The 20630-nt window shown below is 38.5% G+C and carries 14 protein-coding genes; 8 read left to right on the top strand and 6 right to left on the bottom strand.

Annotated features, from left to right (window positions below; genetic code table 11):
• Nucleotides 1-30: 30 nt before the first annotated feature.
• The 6 genes from atpD to ACFSQP_RS05760 all read right to left on the bottom strand — a co-directional run bounded on the left by atpD (nt 31) and on the right by ACFSQP_RS05760 (nt 10638).
• Nucleotides 31-1539: a F0F1 ATP synthase subunit beta gene (gene atpD / locus ACFSQP_RS05785; protein ID WP_376892465.1), complete on the bottom strand. Its 1509-nt coding sequence runs from the start codon at nt 1537-1539 to the stop codon at nt 31-33.
• A 170-nt stretch (nt 1540-1709) separates the two neighbouring features.
• A complete protein-coding gene (locus ACFSQP_RS05780) occupies nt 1710-3329 on the bottom strand; it encodes a G-D-S-L family lipolytic protein (RefSeq protein WP_376892464.1) in 1620 nt (539 codons plus the stop codon).
• A gap of 105 nt (nt 3330-3434) precedes the next feature.
• Entirely contained in the window at nt 3435-6164 is a 2730-nt protein-coding gene (locus ACFSQP_RS05775) for a TonB-dependent receptor (RefSeq protein WP_376892463.1), read from the bottom strand.
• Nucleotides 6165-6320: 156 nt separating this feature from the next.
• A complete protein-coding gene (gene glmS / locus ACFSQP_RS05770) occupies nt 6321-8168 on the bottom strand; it encodes a glutamine--fructose-6-phosphate transaminase (isomerizing) (protein ID WP_376892462.1) in 1848 nt (615 codons plus the stop codon).
• Nucleotides 8169-8174: 6 nt separating this feature from the next.
• A complete protein-coding gene (locus ACFSQP_RS05765; RefSeq protein WP_376892461.1) occupies nt 8175-9806 on the bottom strand; it encodes a DUF4270 domain-containing protein in 1632 nt (543 codons plus the stop codon).
• Between the two features lie 22 nt (nt 9807-9828).
• Nucleotides 9829-10638 (bottom strand): glycogen/starch synthase, encoded by an 810-nt coding sequence (locus ACFSQP_RS05760; protein WP_376892460.1) that lies wholly within the window; start codon nt 10636-10638, stop codon nt 9829-9831.
• Nucleotides 10639-10746: 108 nt separating this feature from the next.
• On the opposite strand from ACFSQP_RS05760, the gene panC reads away from it, so the two are divergent.
• The 8 genes from panC (at nt 10747) to ACFSQP_RS05720 (ending at nt 20541) form a co-directional block, all read left to right on the top strand.
• Complete coding sequence (gene panC / locus ACFSQP_RS05755) at nt 10747-11595, top strand: pantoate--beta-alanine ligase (RefSeq protein ID WP_376892459.1); 849 nt, start codon at nt 10747-10749, stop codon at nt 11593-11595.
• A 13-nt stretch (nt 11596-11608) separates the two neighbouring features.
• A complete protein-coding gene (gene panD, locus ACFSQP_RS05750) occupies nt 11609-11959 on the top strand; it encodes an aspartate 1-decarboxylase (RefSeq protein ID WP_376892458.1) in 351 nt (116 codons plus the stop codon).
• A 48-nt stretch (nt 11960-12007) separates the two neighbouring features.
• Nucleotides 12008-12943, top strand: coding sequence for a lysylphosphatidylglycerol synthase transmembrane domain-containing protein (locus ACFSQP_RS05745; RefSeq protein WP_376892457.1), 936 nt, complete (start codon nt 12008-12010; stop codon nt 12941-12943).
• 174 nt (nt 12944-13117) lie between these two features.
• The gene (locus tag ACFSQP_RS05740) at nt 13118-14266 is read left to right on the top strand and encodes an alpha/beta hydrolase (protein ID WP_376892456.1); all 1149 of its coding nucleotides are present in this window, start codon (nt 13118-13120) and stop codon (nt 14264-14266) included.
• Nucleotides 14267-14333: 67 nt separating this feature from the next.
• The gene (gene radA / locus ACFSQP_RS05735) at nt 14334-15695 is read left to right on the top strand and encodes a DNA repair protein RadA (protein ID WP_376892455.1); all 1362 of its coding nucleotides are present in this window, start codon (nt 14334-14336) and stop codon (nt 15693-15695) included.
• Nucleotides 15696-16052: 357 nt separating this feature from the next.
• Nucleotides 16053-16664 (top strand): hypothetical protein, encoded by a 612-nt coding sequence (locus tag ACFSQP_RS05730; RefSeq protein WP_376892454.1) that lies wholly within the window; start codon nt 16053-16055, stop codon nt 16662-16664.
• A gap of 87 nt (nt 16665-16751) precedes the next feature.
• Nucleotides 16752-20153, top strand: coding sequence for an isoleucine--tRNA ligase (ileS, locus tag ACFSQP_RS05725; RefSeq protein ID WP_376892453.1), 3402 nt, complete (start codon nt 16752-16754; stop codon nt 20151-20153).
• Nucleotides 20154-20157: 4 nt separating this feature from the next.
• Entirely contained in the window at nt 20158-20541 is a 384-nt protein-coding gene (locus ACFSQP_RS05720) for a TraR/DksA family transcriptional regulator (RefSeq protein WP_376892452.1), read from the top strand.
• The last annotated feature ends 89 nt before the right edge of the window (nt 20542-20630 follow it).

Here is a 20630-nt window from a genome sequence, read left to right as displayed (position 1 = left end):
AAATCCAGTGTTACAACAGCAGCCCGATTTTTAGGCTTCCGCTAACATTTTTTCTCCAGCCTCTATCGCTTCTTCAATGGTTCCTTTTAAGTTGAAAGCCGCTTCTGGAAGGTGATCCAATTCACCATCCATAATCATATTAAAACCTTTAATAGTATCTTTAATATCTACTAAAACACCTTTTAAACCCGTAAATTGTTCGGCCACATGGAAAGGCTGCGATAAGAAACGTTGTACACGTCTGGCTCTGTTTACAGCTAATTTATCTTCTTCAGATAATTCTTCCATACCTAAAATAGCAATAATATCCTGTAGCTCTTTATAGCGCTGTAATAACTCTTTAACACGCGAAGCACAATCGTAGTGTTCTTTCCCTAAAATTTCTGGAGCCAAAATTCTAGAAGTAGAATCTAATGGGTCTACCGCTGGATAAATACCAAGCTCGGCAATTTTACGGGATAATACGGTTGTAGCATCTAAGTGGGCAAAGGTTGTTGCTGGAGCTGGATCGGTTAAATCATCCGCTGGTACGTATACCGCTTGTACCGATGTAATAGAACCTCTTTTTGTTGAGGTAATACGCTCTTGCATGGCACCCATTTCTGTTGCTAAAGTTGGTTGGTAACCTACGGCAGAAGGCATACGGCCTAATAATGCCGATACTTCGGAACCTGCTTGTGTAAAACGGAAAATATTATCTACGAAGAAAAGAACGTCTTTACCTTGTCCTTCACCGGCACCATCACGGAAATATTCAGCAATGGTTAATCCCGATAAGGCAACACGCGCACGGGCTCCAGGTGGCTCGTTCATCTGACCAAATACGAAAGTTGCCTTGGATTCTTTCATAGTAGTTTTATCTACTTTAGATAAATCCCATCCGCCATTTTCCATAGAATGCATAAAGTCATCTCCGTAACGGATAATACCAGATTCTAGCATTTCACGAAGTAAATCATTTCCTTCACGCGTTCTTTCACCAACACCGGCAAAAACGGAAAGACCACCATGGCCTTTGGCTATATTGTTAATTAACTCTTGAATTAATACGGTTTTACCTACACCTGCACCACCAAATAAACCAATTTTACCACCTTTGGCATAAGGCTCAATTAAGTCGATTACTTTAATACCGGTAAATAAGACTTCGGTTGAGGTAGATAAATCTTCAAATTTAGGTGCTTGTCTGTGAATTGGTAAGCCAGCATCGCCAGCTTTTGGTAAATTACCAATACCATCAATGGCATCGCCAATAACATTAAAAAGACGTCCGTAAACATCTTCACCAATAGGCATTTGAATTGGTGCACCAGTTGCTGTAACTTCAGTTCCTCTACTTAAACCATCGGATGAGTCCATGGCAATGGTTCGAACGGTATCTTCACCAATGTGAGATTGTACTTCTAGTACTAATATAGATCCATCAGCTTTTTTAATTTCTAAAGAATCGTAAATTTTTGGAAGTTCGGAACCAGCCTCGAATTCAACATCGATAACGGGACCTACAATTTGTGCAACTTTACCTGTAACTTTTGACATTACTTATGTGTTTAATATTATGCAATTTAATTCAATGAAAACACCTACTGTTTTCGCGATGGAAAGATATGGGTTTTAAATTAAAAACTGTATCAAAAATTTTGGGTTTTTTTTTATACCAAAAACGCCCTGGATTAAAGGGCGTTTTTAAAGGCTGTGTTTTTATATTTTTAGCGTAGTGTTGGCGGATAGTTGGTTGGAAAATTACCCGGATCCACCAAGTTTCCGGAAGCTTCAAAATTACTGCCGTATGTGGCGTCTATGGCTTTCATTATTTCGTTGGCAATAATGGCGTAGCCTCTAGCGGTTAAGTGCACACCGTCCAAACTTATTAAACCACCGGTTACTAAAGCCGTATCGTAAATATAATTTCCAGAAGCGTAACCTGTTGCGGCTGCTTCGTCTAAAATACCTTTAAAATCTACCATTGCTAAACCTTTATCGGTTGCCACACTTTGGATGGTGGCGTTGTAGGCATCGGTGGCATTTTTAATAGCGGTTTGTTCGGTTGGAATTAATACCCATTTGTCCTCTAATGGCAAGGTCACACCTTCTACAGCAAATTGTCTGGCTACGGTATTAGATAAGCCTTGTGCTTCTAAAAAGCCAGCGTAGGTTTGGTTTACTTTTCCTATTATACGGCTACTTGGTAACACAAATAAATCGTTTGCAGTGGCTTGTCTGGTTTGTCCAAAGGTTTGCCCTAATAAACCTGCTACTAGTGGTGCGGCCGCTGGTGGTAAACCAAACTGGGCCAAAAAGGCAGGAAATGTTGGACTTGCTAGCAGTTGCGTGGTTATAATAGTTGAAATATCGGTTAAGGATTCATCTTTAATAACTACGGGGCTAGGTTCTGTTTGCGAAAAAACAATGGTACGCGTTGGATCTACCGCTTCAAATATTGGATTTAATGCGCCAAAAACATTGTTTAAGGTTGGAACTTGTGAAGCAAAATTTGCATTTTCGTTTGGGTCTAACGGATTGTATGGGACAGTTGTAAAGTGCGCCAAACTTGTTATATACGGGATATTGGTTACAACACCCTTGGCACCATTAGCTGTTAATGCGGTAACTACGGTGTTATATACGCTAGCAAACAGTGTTGGGTCTGTAATGTCTTCTTTAGCATAGGTAGTAGCGTCTGGATTGCCTGTTTGGTCTATTCCTGTTCCACCAGATAAGGCGTACTCTAAAACATCGTTACCACCTATTTCCGAAAGTGTAAAAAATGTTCCCGAGGCTGCTGTGGCATCCCCAATTACAGTGGCACCTGCGCTAGAGGCCATTCTCCCAAAATATGGGTTAGCAAAGCCATAGCCCGGTACAGCTAAATGAAAACTTTTTAAGCCAGGAACGCCATAGTTGTTAAAAGGTCCTGAAAGCACATCGGTAATTTGTGTGGTAGGTGTGGCATCTAAAAGTGTTGGTCCAGAACCATTAAAATAAAGTCTTGGGTTTAAAATAACGGTTGGGCCAGCTACAAAACCACCAATATTATCGGCCATTAACGGCTGTGTAAAGGTCCCGCCACCTGCTAATGCAAATTTTTGCGACAGCATGTTTGGAAATGAATTGTTTTGGGCGGCAGCAAATAAAGCGCCGTCTGTATATCCTGCTGTAAAAGATGCACCAACAGATACATATTTTGAAAAGTTAGCATCGCCCGAAACTAATTCAGGGTACTGAATGTCTGCGTTTGTTGCACCATCATCATCGCTACTACATGCAGATAATGTGATACTTGCCGCTAGCAAACATATATATTTAAAATCTCGTGTTATATTTTTCATGAGTGTAATGTTTTATTTCTTAATTAGGATACCGATACTATTTCGGTTTTATAACTAGCGCCATAGTAAAAATTGGACATAGCGCTAGCCTGCGTCATGATTATCTTATAAGTTGTTAATTACTATAGAAGCGTAGTACATAGAACCAATATAGCCTGTACCAATAGCTGTAAAATACTCATCGCCTAATAGGTTGGTAGCACCAACTTTTAGTACCGATTTAATTTTTGGAATGGTGTAGCTTATCTGTGCATCTACGGTGTGGAATGCCGGAATGTTACCATCGCCAAAAGTGGCTTGCCAGAAATAAGAATCACTCCATCTCCAAGCAACATTAAAACCTAAATTGCTATATACATTAGTATTTCCAAAAGACATTTTAGCTTTGTGTTCTGGTGTGTTAAATAAGGTTCTGAAATCTGGGTATTTGGACTGATCAAATTCTTGTTTTGTAAAGGTGTAGCTTCCACTAATATCAAAATTGCCAAAAACTTTGGTAGACAGGCCAATGGCAGCACCATAGGATTCTATATTGGCATCGGAGTTGGTGTACGTTTGGTAAGCTTTAAAGTCGCCGTTTTGTAAGGCAAGTAACGATAAGGAATTATCGCCAACCTGACCGTAAAGCGGTACAACAACAAATTCGCTTGAAATAAAATCGGAGTACGAGTTAAAATAAACACTGGCGTCTACAATTAAACGGTTTAATTTTCCGCGGTATCCAATTTCTATAGAAGACACTTGCTCTGGCTTCACTAGATCGACATCCGAAGCAACAGGTGCACCGTTTTGAACCGAGTTTAAGGTAAAGGAGTTTTCGTAGGCAGCACGACCTGAAATAACAGCACTAGCGCTTTGTCCTAATTCGTTTTGTGCAATTTGACTCACGCTATAAGTTCGTACATCCCGATCTAGATTGCTAGCAGCAGACCCTACAAGTACAGCACGGCCAGAATCTAAACCAATAAATAAATCTTGTGTTGTAGGGTTTCTAAAACCTGTTTGGAAAGAGCCACGGATATTGTGATTCTCGTTAATAGTGAAACCTGCGGAAATACGAGGCGATAAAAAGCCGTCAAATAATTCCGATTTATCATAACGGATGGATCCAGTTAATTTTAGTTCCAAGCCCTCGTTAAGTTCCAGTTGTTTTTGAATTTGTGTATATACACCAAATTCCGAATAGCGAATAGGTCCATCAAAATCGGTATAAATAGTGCCAGATGAATTAAGGTCGTATTGTCTGAACGAGCCACCAACTTGAATTTCGGCGAAATCTATTAAATGGCTAAAGTTGTAATTAGCATCGGAATGGTAATATTTTGAAGCATCTTTAAACTGCGAACCTACCGATAAATCGGGATTAGCAATTACCTTGTTAAAGGCGTTTTTAAATTCTTGAGTCCCCGGAATTAATCGGCCAGTATCGGCAACTTGGCGGGCAACTTGGTGCGCTTGTGTTTCGGATGCACCTCCTAAAGTGGCACCAGCAAAGGTTGTAATATAGTCGCCAAACCAGTCTTCGTCACTTTTCCATGAGCGGTTTATGTTAATACCGGTAAAAACCATATCGTAGGAATCGCCTGCTTTATCGGCCACTACATACCCTCTAGCAAAGAAATTATCGTTACGCACTTCAATTTTATGCTGTTGCTGTGTAAAGTTATCAATGTTGTAGCGGTTGGTACCTTGGTAAATTGTAGAACCGGTACCAATTTTTCCAACATAAGCAATTTCAAAATCGTTTGCCCAAGGGCGGTAGTATAAGCCCCAATCTGCCTTAATACTTTCGGCGTTGTAATCTAGTAAGTCGCGTTCTTCATAACCCGTTCTACTAACATTTACGTTAGGAATAATTCCAGAACCGCCAGCAGCAGCCTTTATGTTTGTAGACACTTCATCGCCGTATACGTTGTAACCATCGTAATCTACAGACGCTCTGGTAGCGCCTGTGCCTGGTTTTCCTTCGTAATTATTAGCTACCCAGTCGGTACCATTTAACCAACCAAAATTTACTTTTGCGGCAAACTTATCTGAAAATTTGTGTGCCATACGAATACCAACATCGGTGTATGGATTATCGCCACCCGCATCTTGGGAGGTAATACCACGTTTTACGTATCCACTAATGCCTTCATGATCGAAAGGATTTTTACTACGCATAAACAAAATACCATTAAAAGCGTTTGCACCGTATAGTGCGGAGGCCGCTCCTGGCAGTAATTCAACGCTTAAAACATCGGTTTCGTTCATACCTACCAAGTTTCCTATTGGAAAGTTTAAGGCTGGTGTGGAGTTATCCATTCCGTCTACTAACTGCATAAAACGCGTGTTAGAAAAAGAGGCGAAGCCACGGGTGTTAACGGATTTAAATGTTAAACTATTGGTGTTTACGTCTACACCTTTCAAGTTTTCGAGCCCATCGTAAAAATCGGCTGAAGCCGTGTTTTTAATTTCTTTTAAACCAAAGCGCTCTACCGTTACAGGCGACTCAAAAATACGTTCCGGCGTACGGGAAGCGGAAATAACTACTTCGTCCAGAGAGGTCCCTTCTGTAAGTACTAATTTTAAGTTGGAGGCGCTGGCGCTTACTTCTTGAGAAGCCGACTCAAAACCGATACTACTAGCCTGAATGGTAAACGGAGGCGTTTGTGTTGTGGTTATTGTAAACATACCGTCAAAATCGGTAATGGTACCCGTATTGGTTCCCACAACAATAACGTTGGCACCTGGTATAGGTTGTTCGTTATTGTCCACAACGGTTCCCGAAATTGTTGTTTGGGCGAAAGTTACTGCACCGAAAAACAACAATAGAATAGAAAGAATTGATTTCATTTTTTCGTTTAAGTTAGTTATTATAGTAGCAAGATATAGAATAATAACAAAACTTAATAGAAATTTTAAGTAAAATATCCAAAAACAGAAAGGCATATTTAGTATTTTTTGAAGATAACTAAATATGCCTTAATTAGATACGATTTTGAAACGTGTTTACTCCACTGTAACCGATTTGGCTAAATTTCGGGGTTGATCTACATTTTTTCCTAACATAACGGCTATGTGATACGATAATAGCTGCAATGGTATGGTAGTGAGTAAAGGCGATAAGCATTCCGGTGTTTCTGGCACTTCTATAACGTGGTCTGCTAATTGTTTTACATTGGTGTCGCCAGCCGTAACAATACCAATTATTTTGCCTTTCCGGGCGCGTATTTCTTCAATATTACTAACTACTTTTTCGTAATGGCCTTTTTTGGTAGCAATAACTACAATTGGCATTTGCTCATCTATTAAGGCTATCGGGCCATGTTTCATTTCTGCGGCTGGATAACCTTCGGCATGGATATACGAGATTTCTTTTAATTTTAGAGCGCCTTCCAAAGCAACCGGAAAATTGTAACCCCTGCCCAAATACAAACAATTTTTGGCGTTTTTATAAATGTCTGCTATGGCTTTAATGTGAGCATCCGCTTGTAACACTTGGGCTACCTTGTCCGGTATCAGTTCCAATTCCTGTAGGTGATAATGGAACTCTGAATTAGACATGGCGCCATTACTTTTAGCAAGTTTCAAGGCTATTAAGGTTAATACCGTAATTTGGGTGGTAAAAGCTTTAGTGGACGCTACGCCAATTTCGGGCCCCGCATGGGTGTAGGCGCCGGCATGTGTTTCGCGCGCTATGGAGGAGCCAACCACATTACAAACCCCAAAAACAAATGCACCATGAGCTTTTGCTAATTTAATAGCGGCCAAGGTATCTGCTGTTTCTCCCGATTGCGAAATGGCTATAACCACATCTTTGTCGGTTATTACAGGATTTCGGTATCTAAACTCCGATGCATATTCTACTTCTACAGGAATACGCGCTAAATCTTCAAATATATATTCTGCCACTAAACCCGCATGCCAACTAGTGCCACAAGCCACAATAATTATGCGATTGGCATTTAAAAAACGCTCTAAATTATCCGTAATACCGGCCATGCGTATAATACCTTCTTTAGCAAGGAGTCTGCCGCGGTAGGTGTCTTTTATAGCGTTGGGTTGTTCAAAAATTTCTTTAAGCATGAAATGAGGATACCCCCCTTTTTCAATTTGCTCTAAATTTAATTGTAGTTCTTGAACATAAGGCACTACTAGAGAGTCGTCTTTAATTTTGCGAACCTTAATGGCTTTGCCTAAGCGTATAATAGCCATTTCTTCATCCTCCAGATATACTGCGTTTTTGGTGTATTCTATAAATGGTGAGGCATCGCTGGCAATAAAAAATTCATCTTCGCCAATACCTACCGCCAAGGGGCTACCTAAACGGGCTATAACTATTTCGTCTGGTTTGTTTTTATCGAAAACGGCAATGGCATAAGCGCCAATAACTTGATTAAGTGCTATTTGAACGGCTTTACCTAGTTTTACGTTTTCTTTTATTTTTACATCTTCAATTAAGTTAATTAAAACTTCGGTATCTGTATCCGATTTAAAGGTGTAGCCACGCGCCGTTAATTCTTTTTTTAAGGCGTCGTAGTTTTCAATAATGCCGTTATGAATAATAACTAAATCGCCAGAATTGGAGTAATGCGGATGGGCGTTTACTTGGTTCGGTTCGCCATGCGTTGCCCAACGGGTATGGCCTATAGCTATAGAACCGTTGGTAGTTATTTCTTCTGCTACCTGTTTTTCTAAATCGCTTACTTTGCCTGCTGTTTTACAAACTTTTAAATTAGCGCCGTCATAAAGTGCAATACCAGCACTATCATAGCCTCTGTATTCCAGTCGTTTTAAACCTTGAATAACTATTGGGTACGCATCGCGTTTACCAATATATCCTACTATTCCACACATCTTATTTTATTTATTAGGTTCTGTATAAAAAATTTCGAATTTAACTTTTTTTGTTTCGGGTACACTTGGATTGCTTCCGTATAAAACGGTACCTCGAGGCGATAAAATTGAGCTGGTTGGAATTTTGTCTGTTACATTGTTTAAAATACTGCCATTGGTTGTTAAATTTATGTTAGATGTAATTAATATACCGAGTTTTAAATTGGTAGAATCCCGAAGTAAAATGTTGTTTACATGTTCGGTAAGCCTTAATTTGTAATACAGTCCTTTGTTATTACTATCGCGTTTTAATCGAGAGGCGTAGTTAATGCGCGAGTTTATTGGCTGTGTGGTATTTACCGAGGTGTCCAGGTAGTAATCTATAATAGGAACATTGTTTTTAAGATCGTAAAGGATAACGCGTTCGGGTTCTTGGTTAGCGTTATTTACCTCGTTTTGGTTTACAAATACGGTTAAGTTAGCTTGGTTTATAATCCAGTTATCCTTTTTACTTTTAAAATATTCCAAAGCGGGCACGGTAGCGCCACTAGCGTCTTGTGTGGTGCCTGAAAACAAATCGACTACAGCAAAGCTTCCTTCGCCGCCTTTTAGGTAAACTGCGTTAGCGCCATTTACCACATCGGTATTAGCGGTGGCATTTTCTATTACAGCTTTTACATTGGCGTCGTTTTCAATGGTATTTACACGGTTACCCGAAAGGTTTAGGGTTATTTTACGGTCTTCACGAATTTCTTCAGGGTTGCCATTTTCATCTAAAACGGTTTCTGTTAGGGAACTATAATTTATAACAATGGTGCCTCTGGAAAAATCCATCATGGCCATATTGCCTTTGTTGTTGTTATCTTCAACTTTAAAATAAAGCCCTCTAAAATAATTTTTAAAGTTATTTTGATTGCTTAATTCGGGTTGTGAACCGGGATTTTCGGTGTTAAAGAAAAACAAATCGTCCCAGAAGTTGGTACTATTATCTAGGCGCACATATAAACTAGGTGCTAACCTACTTGTTTCTTCTTCTTCGCCAGTTTCCTCATTAAATTCTTCAATAGGAATGGCAGAAGGGCTAGGTACGTGTTCGGGTAAAACACTAAATAATTGCCCTGTATAATTGTCGAAATTTATGGTTTCGTTGGCATTGGAATAAAATTTTTGAGCTTCTGTTTGCTCGGAACTTGGATCAAAATCACGAATAAAGTACGTGTTTTCGTAAATAGACAATTTAACGCTCTCGTTTCCGCCAAAAATAGAGTCTAGGGTGTAGGTGTCATTTCCTTCATCGTCCGTGCCAGATACTGTGGAGTAGTAGGGAATGGTTAAATAAACAGATTCTACTTGCGGTTCTTCGCCAAAATTAAATTGGAATGAGGCCGGAACCACCTGTGTAACCACATTGGCTGTTGTTTTACCGTAAATATTGTCTGTGTATATGCCCAGTAAATTTGAGGATAGGTTATTAGTTTGAACCGGGTTTAACTTTTTTGTGTACATAACAGCCGGGAAAAGATTGCCGGTAGTTGTAAAGTTTTTTATACCTTCAATTTCACTTTCAATAGTTGAAAAATCTTTTTCGCAAGAGACAAGAGTTAACAATAAGCAGCCAGCCGCTGCCAATGTTTTATACACGTTTTTTGTTTTTTTCATAGTAAAAAATTAGCACAAAGGTTTAGCTTAATACCTTGGAATTGTAAAATTCGGCATAGGCTTCGCCAAACTCATCTTTGGGCTTGTAATCTAAAACAGGTTTTTTAGAATCGTTTAAATGTTTTGTTAAATCTTCAGGAAGGTCTTCCGATCCTTTTATTAAGGCATCCGAATAATTGATAGCCACTTTCATGACATTGGTGTAGGTTGGATCTTTCAGTATTTCTATAGCGTCTTCGCTGATGTTATCGAATTTTATTTTGTTAAACATGTCCTTGTTTAAGGTGCCATCAAAACTCTGGCTGTATACCGATGTTACTATTTTACTGTCGTTAAATAGTGGTTCGTCTTTATAGTATTCTTTTAAATATACAGGTAATAAGGATGCTAACCAGCCATGTACATGAATAATATCTGGCGACCAGTTTAGTTTTTTTACTGTTTCAATTACGCCTTTTGCAAAAAATATAGCCCGTTCGTCATTATCTGGAAATAGGTTACCCTCCTCGTCTGTTAAGGTGGCTTTTCGTTTAAAGTACTCGTCATTATCAATAAAATATACCTGAATGCGCTCTTTTGGTATGGAAGCCACTTTTATGATTAAGGGCATGTCTAAATCGTTAATAACCAGGTTAATTCCAGATAATCTTATAACCTCGTGCAGTTGGTGTCTGCGCTCGTTAATGTTGCCGTAGCGCGGCATGAAAATTCTAATTTGTCCACCCAGTTGGTTTACCATTCTAGGGGTTTCAAACGACATAGAAGAAATTTCGGTTTCGGGTAAATATGGAACTACTTCAGATGATACATATAATATCCTCTTATCTTTCATAATGTTAAATGGCTTTTGAAGTTTCAAAATAAAAAACACGCAAAATTACAAAAATTTATGCAGATTGCCCGTAAAATATTAAGTTTGCACGCTTTAAATTTAGACTAGGTGGTAATTTTTACAGAAAAAAAAGATATTCAATCGTATTTGCAGGCTAAAAAAGCCCAACAAAGTAGTATTGGTTTTGTGCCTACTATGGGTGCTTTGCATGAAGGACACCTGTCGTTAGTACGGCAAGCCTTGCAAGAAACCGATATCGTGGTGGTAAGTATTTTTGTAAATCCAACCCAGTTTGACAATGCTACTGATTTAGACAATTATCCGCGAACATTACCCCGCGATGTAGCTTTGCTAGAAACGGTTTCCAATAATTTGGTGGTGTATGCACCAGAAGTTACCGATATTTACGGGGAAGTGGCCCAATCTGAAAACTTTAGTTTTGGGGGCTTGGAATTTGAAATGGAGGGCCAATTTCGTCCTGGACATTTTAATGGTGTTGGAACCATAGTAAAACGCCTGTTCGAAATTGTAACGCCGGATCATGCGTATTTTGGACAAAAAGATTTTCAGCAGTTGGCCATTATTAAATACATGGTTACAGCTTATAATTTGCCGGTAACTATACATGGTTGCCCTATTTACAGAGAAGCAAATGGCTTGGCTTTAAGTTCAAGAAACGAGCGTTTAAAACCTGCTTACAAAGCGGCGGCACCGTTTATTTACGAAACTTTAATGGCTGCCAAAAAACAATTTGGCACAAAAAGTGTGGAATCCATTACGAGTTGGGTGGCAGATGCCTTTGCTAAACACGAGCTGCTAAAACTGGAATATTTTACCATTGCCGATGAGCAAACCTTAAAACCAATAACCGAAACAGTAACAAACAAAACGTATAGGGCGTTTATTGCGGTCTATGCAGATGATATTAGATTAATAGATAATATCCCGTTAAATTAAGTATCTTTATCTTATGCAAATTCAAGTCGTAAAATCTAAAATTCACCGCGTAAAATGTACGGGTGCCGAACTTCATTACATTGGTAGTATTACCATAGATGAGGATTTAATGGATGCCGCAAACATAATTCAGGGTGAAAAAGTACAAATTGTAAATAACAATAATGGCGAGCGTCTGGAAACTTACTGTATTCCTGGACCGCGAAACAGTGGCGAAATTACCTTAAATGGAGCCGCAGCAAGAAAAGTGTCGCCAGGCGATATTTTAATTTTAATTACTTACGCTTTTATGGATATTTCCGAGGCTAAAACGTTTAAACCGGCTTTGGTGTTTCCAAATGAAGAAAACAATCTGTTAAAATAAATTGTGAACACGCCTTTTAAAAAATATCTTAAACTTTTACTCCCAATCTTGTTGGGAGTTTTTTTAATAGGCTATTCCTTATCTAAAGTGCCTTTGTCAGAACTGTGGCACTATATAAAAAATGCTAATTTTTTATTCATTGGTTTGGGCGTTCTGTTTGGTTTATTAAGTCATATTTCGCGTGCATACAGATGGCGTTTTCAGTTGGAACCAATGGGCTATCGGGTAAAATTGGCTAATAGTTTTATGGCTGTTTTCTCTGCCTATTTAATAAATTATACGGTGCCACGTGCTGGCGAAGTAGCCCGAGCATCTATATTGTCCACCTACGAAGGGGTTCCCTTCGAAAAAGGCTTTGGTTCCATTGTAGCCGAGCGCTTTGCCGACTTAATGATGTTGCTTCTTATTATTAGCTATACCCTTATACTGGAATTCGACTTTATTGCTTCCTTTTTTGTAGACCGCTTTCAATTTAAAACAGTTGCCCTTTACGGCTTTATATTATTGATGGTTTTAGGGGTTTTTGTTTGGTTTATCCGTAAAAGTCGAACAGGATTTGGTTTTAAAATAAAAACCTTTATTAAAGGCTTGGCAGAAGGCGCTTTAAGTATTTTTTACATGAAAAAAAAATGGGCCTTTTTAGCACATACAATCTTTATTTGGGGCATGTATGTGGCCATGTTTTACATAACAACTTTTGCGGTAAACGATTTGTATGGAATTACCATTGGAGCTGTTTTAGTAGGTTTTATATCGGCAACTTTTAGTATTGCTACTACCAACGGCGGTATTGGTTCTTACCCCCTAGCTATTTATGCTGCTTTTTCAATTTTTGCTATTGCAGAAGGCCCAAGTATGGCTTTTGGCTGGATTATTTGGTCGGCCCAAACGTTGTTAATTGTGCTACTAGGTGGGGTGTCCTTAATTTATTTACCCATATACAATAGAAAGCGTTTAGCAGGCATAACCCAACAGAAAAACTAGGGTGTTATTTTTTAACGTTAGGCTTTTAAGTATTTAGCTTATTTTATACCTTGTGTGTTTGTAAAAGCACGCGCCATAAAGAGCCACAATTAGGAGGTTAAAACACAAAAGGTTTTGTTGGTTCCGTGCATAACACAATTTACAGTAATATTAGCCTAATATAAAATGAGATACATGAAAAAATTAAGCCTACTATTGGTATGTTTCTTCAGCATGTTTATGCTGCACTCACAAGTTATTTACCAGCCTTTAGAGTCTGTTAAACTAGGTGAAACCCGCGAGATTAAAATTCAACTACCACGCGGATACGATGCTAACCCAGATACCTATTACCCTGTAATAGTAGTGCTGGATGGCGATTACATGTTTGAAGCCGTGGCGGGTAATGTGGATTACTACTCCTACTGGGAAGATATGCCCGAAAGTATTGTGGTTGGCGTTAATCAAGTAGGTAGTCGCAGCGCAGATGTCCTGTACTCTGAACAAAATTCTTTGCCCATAGAAACAGGTGCCGCTTTTTATGAATTTCTTGGTTCGGAATTATTGCCATATGTAGATAAAACCTTCAGAACAGTTAATTTTAGAGTCATTGTGGGGCATGATCGGACAGCAAATTTTATAAATTACTTCCTGCTTAAAGCACAGCCTTTATTTCAGGCTTATGTGGCCGTTAGTCCGGATTTAGCCCCCGATATGCAAGCTTACCTAACGGAAAAGCTATCGAAGTTAGAAACTAAAGTGTTTTATTATCTGGCTACTTCTGCAAACGATATAGCTAGATTAAAAGCCGAAACAGAAGCTTTAAATACGGCCATAGCAGGGGTTGCAAACGCGAACCTGTTTTATACATTCGATTCTTTTGAAAAAGCGTCGCACTACGCGCTTCCAGCTCACGCTATTCCAAATGCATTGGAAGATATTTTTTTCGTATTTCAACCTATAAGCAAATCGGAATATACCGACACTATTTTAAAGTTAGAAGGGTCGCCAGTTACCTATTTAATAGAGAAGTATGAAACCATAAAAGCGTTGTTTGATATAGACAAACCTATTTTAATGAACGATTTTAATGCCGTTGAAGCAGCTATCAATAAAGGCGAAAAATTTGAATACTTTGAAGCCCTGGCTAAACTAGCGCGAAAAGCCTATCCAGATACCTTATTAAGTAATTATTACTTGGCCCGATTTTACGAGGAAACAGGCGAACCTAAAAAAGCCATGAAAGCATATCAAACAGCCTACGTGTTGCAAGAAATTGGTGGTATAACTAAAGATGAAATGCTTCGGCGTGCCGATGCTATAAAGGCAGATTTTGGATACTAATGGGCCGTTATATATGTTTAGGAAGTTATAAAAAATTCAATCATATTCGCGTTTAAACAAGGTACTAATGGCCAAGCTTAAAACAACTTTTTTTTGTCAGAATTGTGGTGCACAATACAGTAAATGGCAGGGACAGTGTACCTCCTGCAAAGAGTGGAATACCATAGCAGAGGAGTTGCTGCAGAAACCAGAAAAAAGCAGCTGGAAATCGCCTACAGCAGCACCGTCTAAACGTGCTGCCAAGCCTTTGCTAATAAACGAGATAGATACCTCACAGGAGGCGCGTTTACAAACCAACGATGCCGAGTTTAATCGGGTTTTAGGCGGTGGCATTGTGCCCGGATCGTTAACCCTATTAGGTGGTGAGCCCGGAATTGGTAAAAGTACTTTATTACTTCAAATAGCATTAAAATTACCCTACAAAACCTTATATGTTTCAGGCGAAGAAAGTCAAAAACAAATAAAAATGCGTGCCGAGCGTATTAACCCAAGTAGTAATAACTGCTATATTTTAACAGAAACAAAAACGCAAAATATTTTTAAGCAAATTGAAGCGTTAGAGCCCGATATTGTGGTAATAGATTCTATTCAAACCTTGCATAGCGATTATATAGAATCCTCGTCTGGTAGTATTTCACAAATAAAAGAATGTACCACCGAACTCATTAAATTTGCTAAAGAAACCGCAACACCAGTAATTTTAATTGGTCATATTACCAAGGACGGAAATATTGCAGGGCCTAAAATTTTGGAACATATGGTGGATACGGTTTTACAGTTTGAAGGCGATCGGAATCATGTGTTTCGTATTTTACGCGCTAATAAAAACAGGTTTGGTTCTACAAACGAGTTGGGTATTTACGAAATGCAAGGCTCCGGACTGCGCGAGGTTTCCAACCCTTCGGAAATACTTATTTCAAAAAAAGACGACGATTTATCGGGTAACGCCATTGCTGCCACCCTAGAGGGTATGCGTCCGTTAATGGTGGAGGTGCAAGCACTGGTAAGTACAGCAGTTTATGGAACACCCCAACGGAGTGCAACAGGCTTTAACGCCAAACGCTTAAATATGTTATTAGCGGTTTTAGAAAAACGAGCTGGTTTCCGCTTAGGTGCTAAAGATGTCTTTTTAAACATTACGGGCGGTATAACCGTGGACGATCCGGCAATAGATTTGGGAGTGGTTGCAGCCATACTATCTTCCAACGAAGACGAACCTTTGCCAAGAAACTATTGCTTTGCCGCAGAGGTTGGTTTATCCGGAGAAATACGTCCGGTGCAACGTGTGGAACAACGTATTTTAGAGGCTGAAAAATTGGGGTTTTCGGCCATATTTGTGTCTAAATACAATAAAATAAGTTTGAAAAACACGGCTATTAAAATTCATTTAATTTCCAAAATTGAAGATTTGGTTGGATTTATTATTTAAATAAAAATTGAATGTAACCATAAGTAAAAGCAACATTTCTTACAAAAGAAAACATGTAAACGTGCTGTAGGTTTTTAAAGCTTAAAAAGTAATGCTTGATTTTAATTAAGCCGAACTTTTTAGTGCAGAAACAAAAGACTTTCAGAGCGGTAAGGAGAAATTTGAATTGGTTTTCAGAATCAATTAGGTTTAAGCATGCAAATTGCAACCTTCAAAATAGCCATATACGGTAATCAGTTTTGGCGAAGTTTATAAAGCATTACAAGAATTGTTATTAAAACCTGAAGAAACCTGGAGCCTTCAAGTTAGATACAAAATTTCAAATTAAATATTGGAAGATGAAAAATCATGATTGCAATGAAAGCCAGTCTTTACACAAAACAGAACCTTTATATAATGCTTATTTTTGTGTGTTTTTTTCCAATTAAAACGCAATTTTATAATGTAATTTACATTGTTTTCGATGCTATTTTACATGCAGGCGCTATTTCAAGTATTTACACTTATAATTATTTAGGTTTGCTTATAGGCTGTCAAGAAATTTTGGAGACTCAAAAAGTTTTAGGTAGCCGATTTGAGTTTTTTTATTCAGTTGTATTTTACGTTATTTATATTTTTTCGGTTGTTGCTTCCATAATTTTATTCAATCGCAATCAATCCAAACAGAATTTTAAAAAGGTTGATTGGATTTTGTTAGCCGTTTTTTCGTTCCAGTTATTCGATACGCTAGAATATTTGTTAGAGTCTGTTTTAATTTCAAAATATTATGCACCAGAAACGCTGCCAGAATGGTTGCGTTTTTTGAAGAATATGGTAATTGTAATTATAGCTTTTGTGCTGTTTTTCAACATTTGTAACAAATTTACGAAGAAGCAAATTTTAATGTTTGCCCTTCCTGCTTCAGTTGTGAGTTTTGCATTATGGTTTTTAGTTTTAGGGCCGCTGCTACTACCTATAAAAACGCTTTAGGTTTTTTCTTACCTATTTAGTAGCAAATGCATCAGGTATTTATCTAAAAATCATTAATTTCGCGGGTCGAAACGAATGAACGAAATTATGAGCAGTAAATTCCCTGAATACAAAGCACTTGACTTGCCTCAAGTTGCTAGTAATATTCTTGATTATTGGAACCAAAATAAGGTATTTGAAAAAAGTATAACATCCAGAGAAGGTGGTAAGCCTTTTGTGTTTTTTGAAGGACCGCCATCCGCTAACGGATTACCAGGCGTACACCACGTTTTAGCGCGTGCCATAAAAGATATTTTTCCGCGCTACAAAACCATGAAAGGTTTTCAAGTAAAACGCAAAGCAGGATGGGATACGCACGGATTGCCAATAGAGTTGGGAGTTGAAAAAGAACTAGGTATTACCAAAGAAGATATTGGTAAAACCATTTCGGTGGAAGATTACAACGCCGCTTGCCGTAAAGCCGTAATGCGCTATACAGACGTTTGGAACGACCTAACCGAAAAAATGGGCTATTGGGTAGATATGGATAATCCGTATGTTACCTACAATCCTAAATACATGGAATCCGTTTGGTGGCTCTTAAAAGAAATTTATACTAAAAATCTTATTTATAAAGGCTACACCATTCAGCCGTATTCGCCAAAAGCAGGAACAGGCTTAAGCTCGCACGAGCTAAACCAACCAGGTACCTACCAAGATGTAACAGATACTACTGTTGTAGCGCAGTTTAAAGCACATAAACATACGCTGCCAGATTTCTTAAAGGATGACGGCCCTATTTACTTTCTAGCGTGGACCACCACACCGTGGACATTGCCAAGTAATACGGCGCTTACCGTTGGTCCAAAAATTGATTATGTTTTAGTTACAACGTACAACCAGTACACGTTTGAGCCTATAAATGTGGTGTTAGCAAAACCATTGTTAAACAAACAATTTGATGGAAAGTTTAAACAGGTTGAAACAAAATCAGAGTTGTTAGACTATAAACCTGGCGATAAAAAAATTCCTTACCGTGTAGTTAAAGAATGTAAAGGAACCGATTTGGTAGGCATTACCTACGAGCAATTGTTGCCCTATGCGCTTCCAAACGATAATCCCGAAAATGCCTTTCGTATTATCTCTGGCGATTTCGTAACCACCGAAGATGGTACCGGAATTGTACACACGGCGCCAACCTTTGGTGCAGACGATGCCTTGGTGGCCAAACAAGCTACACCAGAAGTGCCGCCTATGCTGGTTAAAGATGAAAACGGCAATTTAGTTCCGTTGGTAAATTTGCAAGGAAAATTCCGTCCAGAAATGGGCGAATTTGCCGGTAAATATGTTAAAAATGAATACTACCCCGAGGGCGAAGCACCAGAACGCTCTATTGATGTGGAACTGGCCATTAAATTAAAAGAAGAAAACAAAGCCTTTAAGGTTGAAAAATACAAACACAGTTATCCAAATTGCTGGCGTACAGATAAACCTATTCTTTACTATCCGTTGGATTCTTGGTTTATTAAAATTACCGAAGTAAAGGATAGAATGTTCCAATTAAACGAAACCATAAACTGGAAACCTAAATCTACAGGAACTGGGCGTTTTGGCAATTGGTTAGCCAATGCCAACGATTGGAATTTATCCCGTTCTCGCTATTGGGGAATTCCATTGCCAATTTGGCGCACCGAAGATGGCACAGAAGAAATCTGTATCGGTTCTGTGGAAGAATTAAAGGCAGAAATGGCTAAAGCAGTTAAGGCAGGTGTCCTGTCTAAAGATATTTTTGAAGATTTTGAAGTCGGAAATAATTCGGATGAAAATTATGCGAAAATAGACTTACATAAAAATATTGTCGATCAAATTACCCTCGTTTCCCCTTCTGGAAAGGCCATGAAACGCGAATCCGATTTAATTGATGTGTGGTTCGATTCTGGTTCTATGCCTTACGCACAATGGCACTACCCATTCGAGAACAAAGAAAAAGTAGATGAAACTTGGCGTAAAGCCGATTTTATTGCCGAAGGTGTGGACCAAACTCGTGGTTGGTTTTATACCCTTCACGCAATTGCTACCATGGTTTTTAACGATGTGGCCTATAAAAATGTGGTTTCCAACGGACTCGTTTTAGATAAAAACGGACAAAAAATGTCTAAACGTTTAGGCAATGCAGTGGATCCATTCGAAACGTTAGCAACATATGGCGCAGATGCTACACGTTGGTACATGATTGCAAACGCCAATCCGTGGGATAATTTAAAATTCGATTTAGACGGTATAGAAGAGGTGAAACGTAAATTCTTCGGAACACTTTACAACACCTATTCGTTTTTTAGTTTGTACACTAATTTAGATAGTTTTACTTACACCGAAAGCGATATTCCTGTAGAAAACCGACCAGAACTGGACCGTTGGATTCTCTCTGAATTACATACGCTTATTCAAAAAGTAGATGCTTTTTACGAAGCATACGAGCCAACTAAAGCAGCGCGTGCCATTTCAGACTTTACCCAGGATTACGTAAGTAACTGGTACGTACGTTTAAGTAGAAGACGTTTTTGGAAAGGCGATTACCAAACCGATAAAATTTCGGCATACCAAACTTTATACACCTGCATGATAACTATAGCCAAGTTAGCAGCACCTATTGCACCGTTTTTTATGGATAGGCTGTATATGGATTTAAATGCGGTAACTAAAAAGGAAACCTTTGAAAGTGTGCACCTAGCCCATTTTCCAGAATTTGATGCACGCTTTGTGGATAAGGCTCTGGAGCGAAAAATGGAAGCAGCACAAACCATTTCATCCTTGGTATTGTCTTTACGGGCAAAGGAAAAAATAAAAGTGCGTCAGCCTTTGCAAAAAATTATGATTCCTGTTGATAACCCGCAACAAAAAGAAGAAATTTTAGCCGTAGCCGATCTTATTAAACACGAGGTAAATATTAAAGAAATTGAGATTTTAGAAGATGCTTCGGAAGTTTTGGTGAAGCAAATAAAACCTAATTTTAAAGCATTAGGACCGCGTTTTGGTAAGGATATGAAGCTGGTTGCAAATGCAATTACAGCATTTACGGCCCAAGACATAAAAATAATTGAGCAAAATGGTAAAATAGATGTGGACATTAACGGAAAAAACGTTATTTTAGACCGTGCGGACGTGGACATTACATCAGCCGATATACCTGGTTGGTTGGTGGCAAACGAAGGCGCATTAACCGTGGCGTTAGATGTTACCATAACAGACGAATTGCGTTTTGAAGGTATTGCCCGAGAATTAGTAAATCGCATTCAAAATTTACGTAAAGATTCTGGTTTTGAAGTAACCGATAAAATAAGCGTTTTTATTCAAAATCACGATGCAATTTTGGAAGCCATTACCAAAAATTTGGCGTACATTAAAACTGAAACACTAACCGACACATTAGAATTTAAAGAGCATGTAGCAGATGGTATTGAAATTGCTTTTGATGCCATTACTACCCGATTATCTATTAAAAAAAATTAAGACTATGGGAGACGATGTAAATGTTAGATATTCAGATAAAGATTTAGCTGAATTCAAAGCGCTTATTCAAGAGAAAATAGAAAAAGCAAAACGCGATTTAGAGCTTATAAAAAGCGCTTATATGAACGACTTAAATAATGGAACAGACGATACCTCGCCTACCTTTAAAGCGTTTGAAGAGGGCAGCGAAACCATGAGCAAAGAAGCCAACTCGCAATTAGCTATTCGTCAAGAAAAATTTATTCGAGACTTAAAAAATGCCCTTATTCGTATCGAGAATAAAACTTACGGGGTATGCCGTGTAACAGGTAAGTTAATTGCTAAAGAGCGGTTAAAACTTGTACCACACGCCACCTTAAGCATTGAAGCTAAAAACATGCAACAATAATTAATAATATGCTAACGTATTTAAAGCGTTCCAATACCAATTGGGGCGCTTTTTGTTTAAAAAAAAGGTATCTTATTAGCTTCATAACG

Origin of the sequence: Bizionia sediminis (genome assembly GCF_042684585.1) — a bacterium.
GTDB classification, from domain to species: Bacteria; Bacteroidota; Bacteroidia; order Flavobacteriales; family Flavobacteriaceae; genus Algorimicrobium; species Algorimicrobium sediminis.
This window is presented reverse-complemented; position numbering and strand designations above follow the sequence as displayed.

Bases quoted from the DNA above. Each gene is read 5' to 3' on its own strand.
- atpD (WP_376892465.1), bottom strand. From the start codon at position 1,539: ATGTCAAAAGTTACAGGTAAAGTTGCACAAATTGTAGGTCCCGTTATC.
- ACFSQP_RS05780 (WP_376892464.1), bottom strand. From the start codon at position 3,329: ATGAAAAATATAACACGAGATTTTAAATATATATGTTTGCTAGCGGCA.
- ACFSQP_RS05775 (WP_376892463.1), bottom strand. From the start codon at position 6,164: ATGAAATCAATTCTTTCTATTCTATTGTTGTTTTTCGGTGCAGTAACT.
- glmS (WP_376892462.1), bottom strand. From the start codon at position 8,168: ATGTGTGGAATAGTAGGATATATTGGTAAACGCGATGCGTACCCAATA.
- ACFSQP_RS05765 (WP_376892461.1), bottom strand. From the start codon at position 9,806: ATGAAAAAAACAAAAAACGTGTATAAAACATTGGCAGCGGCTGGCTGC.
- ACFSQP_RS05760 (WP_376892460.1), bottom strand. From the start codon at position 10,638: ATGAAAGATAAGAGGATATTATATGTATCATCTGAAGTAGTTCCATAT.
- panD (WP_376892458.1), top strand. From the start codon at position 11,609: ATGCAAATTCAAGTCGTAAAATCTAAAATTCACCGCGTAAAATGTACG.
- ACFSQP_RS05740 (WP_376892456.1), top strand. From the start codon at position 13,118: ATGAAAAAATTAAGCCTACTATTGGTATGTTTCTTCAGCATGTTTATG.
- radA (WP_376892455.1), top strand. From the start codon at position 14,334: ATGGCCAAGCTTAAAACAACTTTTTTTTGTCAGAATTGTGGTGCACAA.
- ACFSQP_RS05730 (WP_376892454.1), top strand. From the start codon at position 16,053: ATGAAAGCCAGTCTTTACACAAAACAGAACCTTTATATAATGCTTATT.
- ileS (WP_376892453.1), top strand. From the start codon at position 16,752: ATGAGCAGTAAATTCCCTGAATACAAAGCACTTGACTTGCCTCAAGTT.
- ACFSQP_RS05720 (WP_376892452.1), top strand. From the start codon at position 20,158: ATGGGAGACGATGTAAATGTTAGATATTCAGATAAAGATTTAGCTGAA.